This is a genomic window from Aeromicrobium sp. MLTX1 (assembly GCF_046452335.1).
GTDB lineage: Bacteria > Actinomycetota > Actinomycetes > Propionibacteriales > Nocardioidaceae > Aeromicrobium.
In genome coordinates this window covers 867,281-883,943 of record NZ_JBKFDN010000001.1, presented here as the reverse complement: position 1 = coordinate 883,943, position 16,663 = coordinate 867,281, and the positions used below count along the sequence as shown (strand labels likewise).

Here is a 16,663-nt window from a genome sequence, read left to right as displayed (position 1 = left end):
GTGCGACGGGTCACCTGGCGCAACCTCGTCGCCCGCAAGGTCCGCCTGCTCCTGAGCGCCTTCGCGATCGTGCTCGGGATCGCGTTCCTGTCGGGGTCCCTGGTGTTCACCGACACGATCGGCCGGAGCTTCGACCAGATCGCGTACGGCACGGTCACCGACGTCGCCGTGCGTCCGGTCACCGGCGACGGCGACGCCATCGCGATGAGCGTCAACCGGGAGGCCCGCACGATCCCCGCCTCGGTCATCGACGACGTCGCGGCGCTCCCGGGCGTGGCGCGCGCCGAGGGCGCCGTCAACGGAGCCGGCCTGTTCGTGGTGAAGAAGAACAACAAGCTGCTCGGCGGCACGGGCGCCCCGACCATCGCGCTCAACGCCGGACCCGCCGACCCGATCCCCAACGCCGCGGGCCAGCAGATGCTGAGCTGGGAGCGCGGCCGTCCCCCGGCGAGCGAGGGCGAGGTCGCGCTCGACTCCCGCTCGGCCGAGGTCGCGGGCTACCGCGTGGGCGACACCGTCAAGATCGCGCTGCCCGCGGACCCGCCGATCCTCAAGGCGAAGCTCGTCGGCATCTTCGACTTCACCTCCGGCGGGCTCGCCGGCGCGACGCTCGTGATGTTCGACGACGCGAGCGCCCAGCAGTACTTCCTCGGCGGGGAGGACGCGTACAGCGTCATCCAGATCGAGGCCGCACCCGGCGCCACGCAGCAGCAGGTGGCCGACGAGGTCGCGCAGGTCATCCCCGAGGGCACCGAGGCGGTCACGGGCGACGCCGTCGCCGAGGAGTCCAAGGACCTCTTCGACCAGCTCCTCGGCTTCCTCAACACCTTCCTGCTGGTCTTCGCCGGGATCGCGCTCGTGGTGGGCACGTTCCTCATCGTCAACACCTTCTCGATCCTGGTGGCCCAGCGCAGCCGCGAGCTCGCGCTGCTGCGGGCGCTCGGCGCCTCGCGCCGCCAGGTCAGCCGCTCGGTGCTCACCGAGGCGTTCGTGATCGGCGTCATCGGGTCCACGCTCGGCCTGGCCCTGGGCTTCGGCCTGGCGATGCTGCTCAAGGTGCTGTTCAGCAACTTCGGTCTCGACCTGTCGGGCACGTCGCTGGTCTTCCGGGGCCGCACCGTCGTGCTGTCCTACGTCGTGGGCGTGCTCGTGACGATGCTGGCGGCATGGATCCCCGCCCGGCGGGCCGCCCGGGTGCCGCCCGTGGCCGCGATGCGCGACGAGGTCGCGATGCCGGAGTCGTCGCTGCGCTGGCGTCTCGTGCTCGCGCTGCTGTTCGGCCTGGCGGGCGCCGGGGCGATGGCGGCCGGGTCGTGGCTCGACGTGCCGCGGCCCATCATCTGGGTCGGCGCGGGCATCTTCGGCGTGCTCATGGCCGTGGCACTGGGCAGCCCGATCATCGCCACCCCCGTGCTCGCCGTCTTCGGCGCGCTCTACCGCGCCGTCTACCGCTCCGTCGGCCTGCTCGCCGCGCAGAACGCCCGCCGCAACCCGCGCCGCACCGCCGCCACCGCGTCCGCGCTCATGATCGGCCTCGCCCTGGTCACGACGATGTCGATCCTCGGCGCCTCCATCAACAAGTCCATCGACGCCGGGGTCGAGCGCGAGTTCTCGGCGGACTTCGTCATCCAGAACGTCAGCGGCCAGGCCTTCTCGCCGGGCATCGCGAAGAGCGTCACCGAGGTCCCGGGCGTCGCGGCGGTGTCGCCCGTGCAGGCGATCGTGTTCCGCGCCGACGGCAGCCAGGTGTTCGGGTCGGCCACCGACCCGGCACGGTTCGGCGAGGTCTTCGACCTCGACTACGTCTCCGGCCAGGCCCCCGCCGCGGACGACACCATCGCGCTGAGCGAGTCGCTCGCCGAGTCGCTCGGCAAGACCACGGGCGACACCGTCGAGCTCTCGTTCACCACCGGCAAGGTGCCGGCCACGGTCACGGGCGTCTTCGCCGACAGCAACATCGTCGGACAGGCGGTCGTGCCGCTGTCGACGGTCACCACCGCCGGCATCCAGCGCGGCGACACCACGCTCGCCGTTAACGCCACCCCCGGCACCGGCACGGGCACGGTGCGTGCCAACCTGGAGCGCGCCGTGGGCGACAACCCCACGATCGTCGTGCAGGACAAGCAGAGCTACGCCGAGGCGCAGCGCGCCCAGGTGAACACGCTGCTCTACCTCATCTACGCGCTGCTGGGCCTGGCCATCGTGATCGCCGTGCTCGGCATCGTGAACACCCTCGCGCTGAGCGTCATCGAGCGCACCCGCGAGATCGGCCTGCTGCGCGCGGTCGGCCTCACCCGGCCGCAGCTGCGCCGGATGGTGCGGCTGGAGTCCGTCGCCATCGCGATCCTCGGCGCCGTGCTGGGCATCGGGGCGGGCCTGCTATTCGGCGTCGCCCTGCAGCGCTCGTTCGCCGACGACGGCATCAGCGACCTCGCGATCCCGGCAGGCTCGCTCGCGGTGTTCGTCGCGGTCTCGGCGCTCGTCGGCGTGCTCGCCGCGGTGCTGCCCGCCCGCCGCGCGGCGCGACTCGACGTGCTGCGCGCGATCACGGGCGAGTAGCCGGTCATCGACGGATTCGTCCGGAACGACGGCCCGCTGATAGACTCGTGAGGTTGCCGTTCGAGGCGACACCCTCCTGTGACGGAAAGCCCGTCACCGCTCAGTCCAAAGGAGAACCCGCAGTGGCACTGCGCAAGTACGAAGTCATGGTCATCCTCGATGCCGACATCGATGAGCGTTCCGTCGAGAAGAGCCTCTCGACCTACCTCAACAACACGATCGTCGCCGACGGTGGCTCGGTCGACAACATCGACGTCTGGGGCAAGCGCCGTCTTGCCTACGAGATCAACAAGAAGTCCGAGGGCATCTACGCCGTCATCGGTCTGTCCGCCGGTCCCGACTCGGTCAAGGAGCTGGATCGCCAGCTCTCGCTGAACGAGTCCGTCGTCCGCACGAAGGTCACGCGTCCCGACGCGAAGTGATTCTGTGGACGGAGTGTTTCCGTCCCCCGAATCCGACAGACTCGTCGCGAAGAGCACCTCGAGAGAAGGCTGATCCATGGCAGGCGAAACCACCATCACCCTCGTCGGCAACCTGACCCGCGATCCCGAACTGCGGTTCACGCCGTCGGGCGCGGCCGTCGCCGACTTCACCGTCGCGTCCACCGCGCGCACGTTCGACCGTCAGACGAACGAGTGGAAGGACGGCGACACGCTGTTCATCCGCTGCTCGGCCTGGCGGCAGCTGGCCGAGAACGTCGCCGGCTCGCTGACCAAGGGCACCCGCGTCATCGTGACCGGCGCCCTGAAGGTCCGTGAGTACGAGCGCCAGGACGGCGGCCGCGGCACGAGCGTCGAGATGACGGTCGACGAGGTCGGCCCGTCGCTGCGCAACGCCACCGCACAGGTCACCCGCACGTCGGGTGGCGGCGGCGGCCAGGGCGGCTTCGGCGGGGGCAACTCCGGAGGCTTCGGCGGCAACGCCGGTGGCAACTCCGGCGGCTTCGGTGGCCAGCAGCCCGGTCAGCAGTCCGATGCGAGCGCGTGGGCCCAGCCCTCGGCGCCGCAGCAGCCTTCCGGGGGCAACGACCCCTGGGGCGGCGGATCCGGCTCCAGCGACGAGCCTCCCTTCTGATCCATCACACGTAGCAAGAACATTTCCAGGAGCATCATGGCCAAGCCCGTAGTCCGGAAGCCGAAGAAGAAGAGCAACCCGCTCGCGGCCGCCGGCGTCACCACCATCGACTACAAGGACACTGCGCTGCTGCGCAAGTTCATCTCCGACCGCGGCAAGATCCGCGCCCGTCGCGTCACCGGCGTCTCCGTCCAGGAGCAGCGCCAGATCGCCAAGGCGATCAAGAACGCGCGCGAGATGGCGCTGCTGCCCTACACGTCCAGCGGTCGCTGAGTCAGGAGCACGAGACAGATGAAGCTCATCCTCACGCACGAGGTCAGCAACCTCGGCCAGCCCGGCGACATCGTCGAGGTCAAGGACGGCTACGGCCGCAACTTCCTGCTGCCCCGCAACTTCGCCATCCGTTGGACGAAGGGCGCGGCCAAGCAGGTCGAGTCGATCAAGGCCGCGCGCGACGCGCGCGCCGTGCACGACCTCGAGACCGCCCAGTCGATCAAGGGCAACCTCGAGTCGTCCGCGATCAACGTCCCGGCCCACGCCGGTGAGGGCGGCCGCCTGTTCGGCGCCGTCACCGTCACCGACATCGCCGACGCGCTGGCCCAGGCCGGCGCGAAGGTCGACAAGCGTCGTATCGAGGTCGGCAACCCGATCAAGAGCCTCGGCGCGCACACGGTCTCCGTCCGCGTGCACCCCGAGGTCGTCGCGACGGTCAAGCTGAACGTCGTCGCCTCCAAGTGATCCTCAAGACGCCGGGTCCCGCTTCACGCGGGGCCCGGCGCCTTGCTGTCGGGGCACTGGCGGGCCTGCTGCTCGCCGGCTGCCTCGGCGGCGGGGGAGATGACTCCTCCGGCGAGAAGACCGCCGCGGAGGAGGACACGTCGCTGCCGATGGCCGACGTGCACGCGGCCGAGCGGGCCGACGTCCGCGACGGCGGCACCCTGCGCCTGGGCATCACCTCCTTCCCCGCGCAGTTCAACCCGGTGCACACCGACGGCGTCGCCAGCACCGCGCCCCAGATCCTCGAGCCCACGCTCGGCAGCGCCGTGCGGGTGGGCCCGGACGGCTCGTGGTCGGTCGACACCGACTACGCCAGCAGCGTCGAGGTCGTCGACCAGGACCCGCTGACCGTCCGCGTCGAGCTCAACCGTCAGGCCGTGTGGCAGGGCGGCACCCCCATCACCTCGGCCGACATGGTCGCGTGGGTCGACGCGATGCAGGACGACGAGTACGCCGCCGCGCCGGCGCCCGTCTACGACCTCGTCGACTCGGTCGAGCCCGACGGGAAGTTCGCGTACGAGGTCGAGTTCGAGGAGCCCACCGCCGACTGGCCGGCCGCGGTCTACCCCATGCTGCCGAAGGCGTACACGAAGTCGGTCAAGACGTTCAACCGCGGCCTCGCCGCGAAGGCGCCCTCGGCGAACGGGCCGTACGTGGTCACCGAGATCGAGCGCCGCACCGGCACGATCACCCTCGAGCGCAACCCCCGCTGGTGGGGCGAGCCGGGCCGGCTCGACTCGATCGTGTGGCGGATCGGCGACGAGGACGTGCTCGCCCAGGCGTTCACCGCCGGTGAGCTCGAGTCCGCGCCCGTGACCCCGGCGAACCGCGAGGCCCTCGCGAAGGCCGACGTGCGCTCGGCGCTCGGCTCGGAGTGGTCTCACCTGACGATCAACGGCGGCACCGGCGCGCTCGCCGACGCCGACGTCCGGCGGGCCGTCATGCTCGCGGTCGATGGGCCCGGAATCGTCGACGACACCTCGAAGCGCTACGGCGTCGAGGCGGTGGCCATGGACTCGGTGGTGCTGCTGCCGGGCCAGGTCGGCGCCCCGGCCGGCAAGCCGGTGGCCCGCGACCTCGCCCGCGCCGAGAAGCTGCTCGCGAAGGCCGGCTGGCGGCGCAAGGACGGCGCCGGCCCCGCGCTCCGCAAGGGCAAGCCCCTCACCCTCAGCCTGCCCGTGCCCGACACCCGCTCGGGCGCCGTGCAGCGGGCGGAGGCGATCGCCGAGGACCTCGCCGAGGTCGGCATCCAGGTCAAGGTCACCACCGTCCCGGGCGCCACGTTCTTCGAGAAGGTCGTCATCCCGCTGGACTTCGACCTCACCACGTTCGCGTGGGGCGTGAGGCCGTTCGACCTCGCCGACACGCGCCGCCTGTTCACCCCGATCGACAGCCCGATGAACTTCACCGGCAAGGCGTCCAAGGCGATCGGGAAGGCGTTCGACGAGGCCATCGCCGACCTCGACGACGACGCCCGCGCCCGTCAGGTCGCGGCGATCGACGAGGTCGCGCGGGCGCAGGCGTCGATCATGCCGCTCGCGGTGATCCCGCAGGTGCTGGCGGTCGACCCGACGGTGCGGAACTACGGCCCCGCGGCGCTCGCCGACACGGACTGGACCGAGGTCGGGTTCGCGGCGAAGAAGAAGGGCGACTGATGGCGCGCACGCGGCGCCGGGCGGTGGCCTCGCCCACGATCCTGCGCGAGCTGCGGGTCGTGCGGGTCGCCGACGTCACCGAGACCACGCGCCGCGTCACGCTCGTCGGCGACCAGCTGGAGGAGTTCGAGGTCGCCGGCGGCACCGCCGCGCCGTTCCGCTCCGAGGGCTTCGACGACCACGTGAAGCTGCTCGTGCCGCTCGAGGGCACCGACCGGCCGCCGCTGCCGGTGCAGGGCCCCGACCGCCTCGAGTGGGGCGGTGCGGGTGGCCGCCCCGTGGCCAAGGACTACACGCCGCGACGGTTCGCCGACGGCGAGCTCGACCTGGACTTCGTGCTGCACGAGGGCGGCTTCGCCGCGGGCTGGGCCCGTCGCGCCACCCCGGGCGACCCGGCGTGGATCGTCGGCCCCACGCGGTCGCTGCTGCTGCCCGAGGGGGTCGAGCGGATGGTCCTGGCGGGCGACGAGACCGCGCTGCCCGCCATCGCGCGCCTGCTCGACGCCTGGCCGGGCACGATGACCGCCGACGTCGTGGTCGAGGTCGCCTCCCCGGCCGGCATCCAGGACCTGCCCGACCTGCCCGGCGTCACGGTGCGGTGGGTGCACGGCGCCGAGGCCTGGGTCGAGGCCGTGCGCGAGCTGCCGTGGTCCGACGTGCCCACGTTCTGCTGGGTCGCGGGCGAGTCCGGCGCCGTCCGTCAGGTGCGCCGCCACCTCGCCGACGACCGCGCCGTCCCGCGCGATTGCCTCGACGCCACCGGGTACTGGCGGCGCTGACGGTTTCCCCGGTTAACCGGGGAAACTGTCACTTCACGGGGTTTGCGAACCACGTGAAGTGACAGGAAACCTCGTTCAGTCAGGCTGCGTGGAGCTGGCGGGCGGCCACCGGGTGGCCCTGCCACCACAGCGTGTGGTCGAGCTCCGAGCCGTCGCGCGGGGCCCACGTGCGCACCACGACCCGTTCGGTGCCGAGCTCGCGGTCGATCCAGGCCCGGCCGTTCGGGAGGTCGATCTCGGTGCGGTCGACGTCGCCGCACGGCACGTGACGCGGACGCCCGACGAGGCGCAGCCAGCCGACGGGTCGCGTCGTCCCGCGGACCACGTGGCTGGCCAGTCCCTCGTGGGAGACGACCTCGTGCGGACCGAGGTGCCGCAGCACCGAGTCGAGCTCGGAGGTGGAGACGACGTAGACGCGGCCGATGCGGTCGCGACGTGAGCGCGGGCCCCGGAGGGCGTCGATGACGGGAAGGCTCATGTCTCCACCTCAGCGGGCGAACCTGTCAGTGGGCTGAAACGCAGGTGAACGTTCGGCGTGATCTCAGCGCGCGCCGAGGACGAGCCACCGGTCGCCGCGCTGGCGCAGCCACAGGGTTACCCAGCGCGTGGCCTGGAACAGCGCGTAGGCCGCCCACAGCCACGTGAACCCGGCTTCGGTCTCGCGGATCAGCAGGGCCACGGGCGTGTAGACGAGCAGCGTGACGAGTCCCGCCCAGGCCAGGTAGACGCCGTCGCCCGCGCCGATCAGCACGCCGTCGAGCACGAAGACGACGCCGGAGACCGGCTGGATCAGCGCGACGATCAGCAGGGCCGGGATCGCGGCCTCGCGCACGTCGGCGTCGGGGGTGAAGGCGCGGGCGACCCACGGCGAGGTGACGGCCAGCAGGACTCCCGACACGATGCCGAAGCCGAGGCCCCACGCGATCACTCGGCGCGTGACGTGGCGGGTGCCCTCGGCGTCCCCGGCGCCCAGGGAGTGTCCCGTGAGGGTCTGGGCGGCGATCGCGAACGCGTCGAGGGCGAACGCCAGCAGCATGACGATCGTGGTCGCGATCTGGTGGGCAGCCAGCGACGCGTCGCCGAAGCCTGCCGCCACGAGGGTCGCGAGGAGCAGCACGGCGCGCAAGCTGAGGGTGCGCAGCAGCAGCGGCACGCCGTCGCGGCCCGCACGGACGACGTCGGCCCAGCGCAGCCGCGCGGAGGCGTGCGCGGCGCGGCTGCGGCGGACGACCTGTCCCACCAGCGCGAGCGCCGCCGCCCACTGCGCCAGGACGAGGCCGAGCGCCGCACCGCGGATGCCGAGGTCGGCGCCGTAGACCAGTGCCACCGTGAGCACGACGTTGAGGACGTTGGCGGCGATCATCACGACGAGCGGCGTGCGCAGGTCCAGCACGCCGCGCAGCGCGCCGGTGGCGGCCAGGACGAGCAGCACGGCGGGGATGCTCGCGGCGGCGATCGTCAGGTACTGGGTGGTGAGCTCGGCGACCCGGCTCGAGCTGGCGAGGGCCTCGCCGAGCGGCCCCGCGGTGAGCGCCGCGAGCACGCCCAGGACGACGCCGATGAGCAGGGCCAGCCAGACGCCGCCGAGGGCGGACTCGAGGGCCCGCCGCGGCTCGCCGGCGCCCTGGTGCCGCGCGACCGTCGCGGTGCTGCCGTAGGCCAGGAAGACGCACAGGCCGACGATGGTCGTCAGGATCGTGGAGGCCGCTCCGAGGGCCGCCAGCTCGGCCCGGCCGAGGTGTCCGACGATGGCCGTGTCGGCCATCAGCATGAGGGGCTCGCAGATCAGGGCGGCGAAGGCGGGGAGGGTGATGGCCAGGATCCGACGGTCGAGAGAGGGGATCGGCACGCGGGCGACGATACTCCTGTGACGAATGTGGTGGATTTATCGACATGTCGGTGCTCGGCGTGCTAGCACCCGTGGAAAACCTCGACCGCGAAAATCACACTCGGGATTCCTCGCTCCACACCATGTGACTCACGTTTCCGCAGGTCAGAGGCCTGTGTGACGCGTGCCACACCACGGTTTCCACAGAGTCGTCCACCGACTGTGCACACTCATCACCGGCGTTTTCCACAGGTTTGCCGGAGTTCTTCACATCCCTTGTGCACTGCTGTCTCGACCCTGGTCCTACCGGCCCGTAAGGTCACCCGAGGTGGATGTCCCGCGCCGGGGGGAGCCGGTGATCGGCAGGACTGTCGGTGGGACTGCGTAGCCTCCAATCCAGCTGCCGATCACGTCGAGGAGTGCCGTGAGCGTTACCGATCTGTACGAGTCCGAGCGACCTTCGGACTCCGCGGCGTCGGGCTACGTTCCGCCCCAGGACATGGCGGCCGAGCAGAGCGTCCTCGGCGCGATGCTGCTGTCGAAGAACGCGATCGACCCGGCCACCGACCTGCTCGAGAGCCGCGACTTCTACCGCCCCGCCCACGAGCTGATCTTCGACGTCATCACCGACCTGTCCGGTCGCGGCGAGCCGGCCGACGCGATCACCGTCGCGGCCGAGCTCACGCGCCGCGGCGAGATCGGTCGCATCGGCGGCGCCGCCTACCTGCACGACCTCGTCCAGGGCGTGCCGATCGCGGCCAACGTCGACTACTACGCCGAGATCGTCCACGAGAAGGCCGTGCTGCGTCGCCTCGTCGAGGTCGGCCAGCAGGTCGCCCAGCTCGGCCAGGCGGGCACCGGCGAGATCCAGGACATCGTCGACCGCGCCCAGAAGGCCGTCCTCGACGTCGACGGCACCAAGTCGGGCGAGGACTACAACGTCCTGTCCGACCTCATGTCCTCCACGATCGACGAGCTGGAGGAGCTCGAGACGCGCTCGGGCGAGGTGCACGGCGTCATGTCGGGCTTCCCCGACCTCGACCGTCTCACCACGGGCTTCAAGCCGGGCCAGATGATCGTCGTCGCGGCCCGACCCGGTGTCGGCAAGTCCACGCTCGGGCTCGACTTCGTCCGCAACGCCTCGATCCGCCAGGGCATGACCTCGGCGATCTTCAGCCTGGAGATGACGGGCTCGGAGATCGCGATGCGACTGCTCTCGGCCGAGGCGAAGGTGGCGATCCACCACATGCGCGCCGGCTCGATGTCCAGCCGTGACTGGGACGCGATCGGCCGGGCGATGGCCATGGTGCAGGCCGCTCCGATCGTCATCGACGACAGCCCCAACATGACGATGCCCGAGATCCGCTCGAAGGCCCGCCGCATCAAGAAGCAGCACGGCCTCGACTTCGTCGTGCTCGACTACCTGCAGCTGATGACCTCGGGCAAGAAGGTCGAGAACCGTCAGGTCGAGGTCTCGGAGTTCTCCCGTCAGATCAAGCTGCTCGCGAAGGAGCTCGGCGTCCCGGTCGTCGCGATCAGCCAGCTGAACCGAGGCTCGGAGCAGCGCACCGACAAGACGCCGCAGATCTCCGACCTGCGTGAGTCCGGCTCGATCGAGCAGGACGCCGACATCGTGCTGCTGCTCAACCGCCCCGACGCCCACGGCGCGGGCGAGTCCGAGCGCCCCGGCGAGGCCGACATCATCGTGGCCAAGAACCGCTCGGGCCCGGTCAACAAGGTGGCCGTCTCGTTCCAGGGCCACTACTCGCGCTTCACGCCGATGGCGCGCGAGCCCGAGAGCGCCTCCGGCGGCGCCTCGGGGGCCGACTTCGCCTGACCCCCGAGCCGCCTGCGGCTCAGCCGGTCTTGCCGGCGATGAAGTTGACCCCTCCGACGCGCGGCGTGGAGCGCGCGGTGAAGTACGAGCGGTGGATCGTCAGGCCCGTCGGGTTGTTGTCGAGGGCGAGCAGGTTCTGGCCGCCGCGCTTGGACGAGCCCTGGCAGGCCGGGTCGCCGGAGTAGCAGTACGACCGCAGACGACCCTCGAAGGCCTTCAGGTCGCCCGTCGCCCGCGTGCCGAGCATGCCGAACTTCGTGAGCCCCTTCGTGGCGACGAACGGCTCGGTGGGGTTGTACATCGGGTCGCCGTAGAGCACGACGGCGGCGATCTTCCCGCGTGCGGTGGCGTTCGGGCGGACCCCGCTGCTGGCGGAGAGGGCGTCGCCGATGACGTGCGCGCCCTGCGAGAACCCGATCAGCGCGGTCTTGGAGTTCGGGCACTTCGTGGCGAGGTAGTTGAGCGACTTCTGCAGGGCGACGATGCCACCGTGCCGGCTGTTGTTGTATGCCAGTCCGGCCCAGCCGATGGACGCCGCGTACTTCAGTCCGGAGATGTACACGGTCTTCTTGCTGACCGTCTGGAGGTCGCCCGCCACGGGGCCGGGCCGGCCCATGCCGGTGCGGTAGGCGTACAGCGCGGTGCTGGTGGTGGCCGTGTTGGTGGTGCCGGCGGCCTCGTCGCTGCCGCGGACGACGACCGTGATGACGTTCGAGCACAGGGAGGTCGAGGCCGAGGCCTGGCTCGGTGGGGCGGCGAGCATCGTCAGGCCGAGCACGGCCGTCGCGCCGGCGATGGCGCCGCCGCGCAGGGTTCGGGAGGTGGTCATGGTGGGGTCCTTCCGCCGAGGGCCCGCGTCGTCGAGGACCCGATGACCCCACGATCGGGCCGGGCCGATCCGGCGGATACCCCCGCAAACGGGGGCTGAAAGAGGGTCCGGCACGTGGCAGCCCTCCCTCGGCGGGCGGTCGTGCGCGGCGACGGGTCATGATGGTCGCGATGACCGGAACGGGGACGGCGCGCGGTGGCTCGGTCGCCGAGGTGTTCTGGGTGTTCCTGCGCCTGGGGCTGACCTCGTTCGGCGGGCCGGTGGCGCACCTGGCGTACTTCCGCGAGGCGTTCGTCGAGCGCCGCCGCTGGCTGACCGACGAGGCCTACGCCGACCTCGTCGCCCTGTGCCAGTTCCTCCCCGGTCCCGGGTCGAGCCAGGTCGGGATGGTGATCGGCCTGCGGCGCGCGGGACCCGGTGGCCTGCTCGCCGCGTGGGTCGCCTTCACGCTGCCCTCGGCGATCCTGCTGGTGGCGTTCGCGTACGGGGTCGCGGCGTTCGGCGACGTCGCGGACGCGGGCTGGCTGCACGGCGTCAAGGCGGCCGCGGTCGCGGTGGTCGCGCAGGCCGTGATCCAGATGGCGCGCACGCTGACGCCCGACCTCAAGCGCCTCGTGATCGCGGCGGTGGGCGCCGCGGTCCTGCTCGTCGTCGCGAGCCCGGTGGCGCAGGTCGGCGTGATCGTGCTGGGCGGCCTCATCGGCTGGCTCTGGCTGCGGGCCGACCAGCCCGCGACGGTGCGCGACCTCGCTCGCGTCTCACACCGCGGCGGCATCGTCGCGCTCGTCCTGTTCACGGTGCTGCTGGTGTCGCTGCCGATCCTCGTCGCGGTGACGAACGACCCGACCCTGCGGCTGGCCGACATCTTCTACCGGACGGGTGCGCTGGTCTTCGGCGGCGGCCACGTGGTCCTACCGCTGCTGGAGGCGCAGACCGTGCAGGCCGGACTCGTCGACGCCGACACGTTCCTCGCCGGGTACGGCGCGGCGCAGGCGGTGCCCGGTCCGCTGTTCACCTTCTCGGCCTACCTCGGCGCCAGCATGGAGTCCGGTCCGAGCGGTGTGCTGGGCGCGTCGATCGCGCTGGTGGCGGTCTTCCTGCCGGCGGGCCTGCTCGTCGTGGGCGTGCTGCCGTTCTGGGACCGGCTGCGCCAGGCTCCCACCGCGCGGCGCGTGGTGATGGGCGTCAACGCGGCCGTCGTCGGCATCCTCGCCGCCGCGCTCTACGACCCGGTGATCACGCAGGGGATCATCTCGTGGGGCACGCTCGCGGTGGCCGTGGCGGTGTTCGCCTCGCAGTGGTGGGGCCGGGTCCCGATCTGGCTCGCGGTCGTGGCGGCCGGGGTCCTCGGGCAGCTGTTCCTATGACGGCAGCACGCCAAGGCTGCGCAGCCTCCGCTCGAACAGGGGCGCCAGCGAGCGCGTGTAGGTCGCGGTGAGGTGCTGGTGGTCGCGGAACATGATCTGACCGCGCGGCGTGACCACCCGGCAGCGGCGCTTCGGGCAGAAGGTCTCCTTCATCGAGATCCGGAGCGCGGCGCGCGGGCCGTACTTCTTCCGCGCGAGCTTCACCGACGGCACGGTCCAGTCGAACCACATGACGTCGCCGACCTCGGCCGAGCACCGGCGCCACTCGCGAGGGGCGGAGTTCTTGCGCAGGCACTGCGTGGGCGAGGGATGCGAGAGGACCCAGTTCGGGGAGTCGGACACCGCGATCACCGGGATGCGCCGATTCAGCGCGACCCTCCACGACCTGACCGTGTCCGGCCCGCGCCGGGCCCGGGTGCCGGGCATCGTCGAGGCGCGGTGGTGCGTGACGATCGCGCTGAGGTTCTTCTGGCGCCGGATGTAGCGGGTCACGTTCGCGCGCCACGTCTGGCAGTCGTCGCGAACCCAGGCCTTGAGGTTCTTGATCGGCCGCGACGACCACCCGCACCGTGACCGGATGAGGAGGGTGACGCGGATCGTGCCGGCCTCGGCCAGGCGCCGGAACGCCGGCGAGATCGCGCGCATGTGGGAGTCGCCGATCAGCAGCAGGCGCGGGCCCTTCCGGCCGTAGTGGCAGGGGAGCGCCCGCGTCTCGCCCGACTCCGCGCCCGAGAAGCAGGCCCGGGTGCCGGGAGCGATGTCGCGCTCGGCCGCGGCGATGCTCGACAGGCGCGGGGCGTCCTCGGCGACGGCCGGCGCGGCGCCGAGCACCAGCGCCGCGAGGGCGAGGACGACGACGAACCGAGCGCGCATGGGACCTCCCGTCCTCAGGGTGACACGCCCCGGGCCCGCGGCCGCCGCTCCGCGACGCAAGATGTGTAGCGGTATCCACCCTCTCGTCTCCGGAACGGCCGGAATTCAGTGGATACCGCTACACATCTGGTCTGGGGAACCCGGAAGACGCGGAGGGTCAGGAGCGGGCGAGCGCGCGCCCGGCCGCGCGGCCGGAGAAGATGCAGCCGCCCAGGAACGTGCCCTCGAGCGCGTTGTAGCCGTGCACGCCGCCGCCGCCGAAGCCCGCGACCTCGCCCGCCGCGTACAGCCCGGGGACGGGGGCGCCGTCCTGGCCGATGACCTGCGAGTCGAGGTTCGTCTGGAGGCCGCCGAGGGTCTTGCGCGACAGGATGTTGAGCCGCACGGCGATGAGCGGGCCCTTCGTCGGGTCGAGGATCCGGTGCGGCTTGGCCACGCGCACGATCTTGTCCATCCGCGAGCGGCGCGCGTTGTGGATCGCCATGACCTGCACGTCCTTGGTGAACGGGTTGTCGAACTCGCGGTCGCGCGCCACGATCTGCCGCTCGAAGAGCGTGGGGTCGAGCTTCGGCCCGCGGGCGATCTCGTTCATCCCCACGACGAGGTCGTCGAGCGACGACGCCACCACGAAGTCGACGCCGTGCTGCTTGAACTTCTCGACGGGGCCGGGGGCGCCCTTCGCGAGCCGGCTCTTGAGCAGGAACTTGATGTCGCGGCCCGTCATGTCGGGGTTCTGCTCCGAGCCCGACAGGGCGAACTCCTTCTCGATGATCGACTGCGTCAGGACGAACCACGAGTAGTCGTGGCCGGTCGCGACGATCTGCTTCATCGCGCCGTTCGTGTCGGCGCCGGGGACGCCGGACATGCCCTGCAGGCGCCGGCCGTTCGCGTCGAACCACATCGACGACGGACCGGGCAGGATCCGGATGCCGTGGTCGGGCCAGATCGGGTCCCAGTTGGTGATGCCCTCGGTGTACGACCACAGCCGGTCGCGGTTCACGATGCGGCCGCCGGCCTGCTCGGAGATCTGCAGCATGCGGCCGTCGACGTGCGCGGGCACGCCCGAGATGAGGTGGTCGGGCGCGGCGCCGATGCGCTCGGTGGGCCAGTTGGCGCGCATGAGGTCGTGGTTGTGGCCGATGCCGCCCGAGGTGACGACGACCGCACCGGCGCGGTGCTCGAACTCGCCCACGACGGTGCGCGAGGACCTCACGCCGCGCTCGGACTCGTCGGGCTCGAGGACCGAGCCGCGGATGCCCACGACCGCGCCGTCCTCGACGACGAGCTCGTCGACCTGGTGGCGGAACGCGAATTGCACGAGCCCGCCGGTCTCGGCCTGGAGCACGGGGTCGGCGAAGGTCTCGACCAGGCGTGGCCCGGTGCCCCACGTGATGTGGAAGCGCGGCACGGAGTTGCCGTGGCCGGTGGCGGAGCCGTCGCCGCGCTCGGCCCAGCCCACCATCGGCATGACGCGGTGGCCGAGCTCGCGCAGGTACTCGCGCTTGCCGCCCGCGGCCCAGGCCACGTAGGCCTCGGCCCAGCGGCGGCCCCAGACGTCCTCGTCGTCGAGGCGGTCGAACCCGGCCGAGCCGAGCCAGTCCTGGATCGCCAGCTCGGGGGAGTCCTTGATGCCCGTGCGGCGCTGCTCGGGGCTGTCGACGAAGAACAGCCCGCCGAGCGACCAGAACGCCTGGCCGCCGAGGTTCTTGCGGTTCTCCTGCTCGACCACGAGGACGCGCTTGCCCGCCTGGGCGAGCTCGTGGGTGGCGACGAGACCGGCGAGGCCGGCGCCGACGACGATGACATCGGGCGTGAAGGACATGGGAACACGGTCGCCGACGGATCGCCGCGAGACCAGTACCTTTGTGCCCACATGACAACGAACGTTGTCAGGACCTGCGAGGAGACCATGCCACCGTCCACCGACCGGCGCCGCGCGATCGCGACCGTCCTCATGGAGGAAGAGGGCCCGCTCGCCGAGACCTTCCTGGCCACGATCTCCCGCGAGATCCCGGCGTACGCGACACTCGACGAGCGGCAGCTGCAGGAGGTCCGCTCGATCATCGTGTGGACCCTGCGCCGGGTGCTGGACCTGTGGGCCGAGGAGGGCTCGCTCACCGAGGAGGACATCCGCCTCTTCCGTGGCGTCGGCGCCGTCCGCGCGCGCGACGGTCGCCCGCTGTCGGCCGTGCTGCGGGCCTACCGCGTGGCCGCCACGGTCTTCCTCGACCAGGTCTCCGACCACTTCCGTGACGACGTGTCGATCGACGACGTCACCTCGCTCGTGCGGGTCTGGTTCGCCGTCCTCGACGAGCTGTCCGAGGCGATCTACGACGGGTACGAGGCCACGGGTCGGGTGCTCGGCGCCGACCGCGAGAGCTCGCTGCGTCAGCTGCTGTCCGACCTGCTGCTCGGTCGGCAGAGCCACGCCGGCACGCTCGCGGGACGGCTGCGCGAGCTCGAGGCCCAGCTGCCGCCCACCTTCGACCTCGTGGTCGTCCGGCCCGGCGGCCTCGACGCCGCCGAGGCGGCCGCCGCGATCGCGGGTGTGCGCGAGCAGGCCGACGGGCCACTCGTCTCCTCGATCCACACCGTGATGGACGGGGTCGGCGTCGTCCTGCTGGCGCACGCCGACGACGCCGACCTGCGCGCGGTGCTGGATCGCCACGGCCTGCGTGCCGCCCACCAGCGCGGCGTCTCCCCGCGCCTCGCGCCGCGGGCGCACCGCCTCGCCCTGCACGCCGTCTCGCACGCGCCCGAGTTCGCCTGGACGCGGCCGGTGCTCGACGACGGCGACCTCGAGGTCATCGCGCTCGCGGCCGGTCACGCCGACGCCGACCCGGCGCGCGTCGCCGCCACGGTGCTGGGCTCGGTGGCCACCGACGCGGACGCGCTGGCCACGCTCGACGCGGTGCTGCAGTCCGGCGGCGCCGCCCCGGCCGCGGCGCGACTGCACCTGCACCCGCAGACCGTGCGCTACCGGCTCCGCCGCCTCGCCGACGCGACCGGACGCGATCCGCGTGACCCGTGGAACCGCTACGTTTTCCAGACCGCGCTGATGGCGGCGGGCGCCGGCGCGTAGGAG

General features: G+C 71.8%; 15 protein-coding genes. 10 read left to right on the top strand and 5 right to left on the bottom strand.

Translation table 11 applies throughout. The features are described 5' to 3' along the window. The 7 genes from ACK99Q_RS04045 (at position 1) to ACK99Q_RS04015 (ending at position 6,844) form a co-directional block, all read left to right on the top strand. Positions 1 to 2,559: an ABC transporter permease gene (locus ACK99Q_RS04045; protein ID WP_410184955.1), complete on the top strand. Its 2,559-nt coding sequence runs from the start codon at positions 1 to 3 to the stop codon at positions 2,557 to 2,559. Positions 2,560 to 2,687: 128 nt separating this feature from the next. Continuing rightward, entirely contained in the window at positions 2,688 to 2,981 is a 294-nt protein-coding gene (gene rpsF, locus ACK99Q_RS04040) for a 30S ribosomal protein S6 (protein WP_179428349.1), read from the top strand. A 76-nt stretch (positions 2,982 to 3,057) separates the two neighbouring features. Continuing rightward, positions 3,058 to 3,633 (top strand): single-stranded DNA-binding protein, encoded by a 576-nt coding sequence (locus ACK99Q_RS04035; protein WP_410184954.1) that lies wholly within the window; start codon positions 3,058 to 3,060, stop codon positions 3,631 to 3,633. Between the two features lie 36 nt (positions 3,634 to 3,669). Continuing rightward, the gene (gene rpsR / locus ACK99Q_RS04030; protein WP_067861076.1) at positions 3,670 to 3,906 is read left to right on the top strand and encodes a 30S ribosomal protein S18; all 237 of its coding nucleotides are present in this window, start codon (positions 3,670 to 3,672) and stop codon (positions 3,904 to 3,906) included. Between the two features lie 18 nt (positions 3,907 to 3,924). Next, complete coding sequence (gene rplI, locus ACK99Q_RS04025; protein ID WP_410184953.1) at positions 3,925 to 4,371, top strand: 50S ribosomal protein L9; 447 nt, start codon at positions 3,925 to 3,927, stop codon at positions 4,369 to 4,371. Then, on the top strand, positions 4,368 to 6,065 hold the full coding sequence (locus tag ACK99Q_RS04020) for an ABC transporter family substrate-binding protein (protein ID WP_410184952.1): 1,698 nt from the start codon (positions 4,368 to 4,370) through the stop codon (positions 6,063 to 6,065). Before rplI ends, ACK99Q_RS04020 begins: the two co-directional genes overlap by 4 nt. Further along, positions 6,065 to 6,844, top strand: coding sequence for a siderophore-interacting protein (locus tag ACK99Q_RS04015; protein ID WP_410184951.1), 780 nt, complete (start codon positions 6,065 to 6,067; stop codon positions 6,842 to 6,844). Before ACK99Q_RS04020 ends, ACK99Q_RS04015 begins: the two co-directional genes overlap by 1 nt. 79 nt (positions 6,845 to 6,923) lie before the next feature. Here the strand turns inward: ACK99Q_RS04015 and ACK99Q_RS04010 are convergent, their stop codons facing one another. Next, positions 6,924 to 7,322 (bottom strand): hypothetical protein, encoded by a 399-nt coding sequence (locus tag ACK99Q_RS04010; RefSeq protein WP_410184950.1) that lies wholly within the window; start codon positions 7,320 to 7,322, stop codon positions 6,924 to 6,926. A 63-nt stretch (positions 7,323 to 7,385) separates the two neighbouring features. Further along, positions 7,386 to 8,693, bottom strand: a complete 1,308-nt coding sequence (locus ACK99Q_RS04005; protein WP_410184949.1) for an MATE family efflux transporter — start codon at positions 8,691 to 8,693, stop codon at positions 7,386 to 7,388. A gap of 478 nt (positions 8,694 to 9,171) precedes the next feature. Between ACK99Q_RS04005 and dnaB the strand changes: the two genes are divergently transcribed. Next, complete coding sequence (dnaB, locus tag ACK99Q_RS04000; RefSeq protein ID WP_410186055.1) at positions 9,172 to 10,509, top strand: replicative DNA helicase; 1,338 nt, start codon at positions 9,172 to 9,174, stop codon at positions 10,507 to 10,509. 19 nt (positions 10,510 to 10,528) lie between these two features. Here dnaB and ACK99Q_RS03995 read toward each other — a convergent pair whose 3' ends face one another. Further along, on the bottom strand, positions 10,529 to 11,338 hold the full coding sequence (locus ACK99Q_RS03995; protein ID WP_410184948.1) for a cutinase family protein: 810 nt from the start codon (positions 11,336 to 11,338) through the stop codon (positions 10,529 to 10,531). 170 nt (positions 11,339 to 11,508) lie between these two features. Between ACK99Q_RS03995 and chrA the strand changes: the two genes are divergently transcribed. Continuing rightward, positions 11,509 to 12,705: a chromate efflux transporter gene (gene chrA / locus ACK99Q_RS03990; protein WP_410184947.1), complete on the top strand. Its 1,197-nt coding sequence runs from the start codon at positions 11,509 to 11,511 to the stop codon at positions 12,703 to 12,705. Here the strand turns inward: chrA and ACK99Q_RS03985 are convergent. Both ACK99Q_RS03985 and ACK99Q_RS03980 read right to left on the bottom strand, forming a co-directional pair. Next, a complete protein-coding gene (locus ACK99Q_RS03985) occupies positions 12,700 to 13,578 on the bottom strand; it encodes an SGNH hydrolase domain-containing protein (RefSeq protein ID WP_410184946.1) in 879 nt (292 codons plus the stop codon). The genes chrA and ACK99Q_RS03985 overlap by 6 nt on opposite strands. 157 nt (positions 13,579 to 13,735) lie before the next feature. Beyond that, on the bottom strand, positions 13,736 to 15,400 hold the full coding sequence (locus tag ACK99Q_RS03980; RefSeq protein WP_410184945.1) for an FAD-binding dehydrogenase: 1,665 nt from the start codon (positions 15,398 to 15,400) through the stop codon (positions 13,736 to 13,738). A gap of 87 nt (positions 15,401 to 15,487) precedes the next feature. On the opposite strand from ACK99Q_RS03980, the gene ACK99Q_RS03975 reads away from it, so the two are divergent. Continuing rightward, positions 15,488 to 16,660, top strand: a complete 1,173-nt coding sequence (locus tag ACK99Q_RS03975) for a PucR family transcriptional regulator (protein WP_410184944.1) — start codon at positions 15,488 to 15,490, stop codon at positions 16,658 to 16,660. The last annotated feature ends 3 nt before the right edge of the window (positions 16,661 to 16,663 follow it).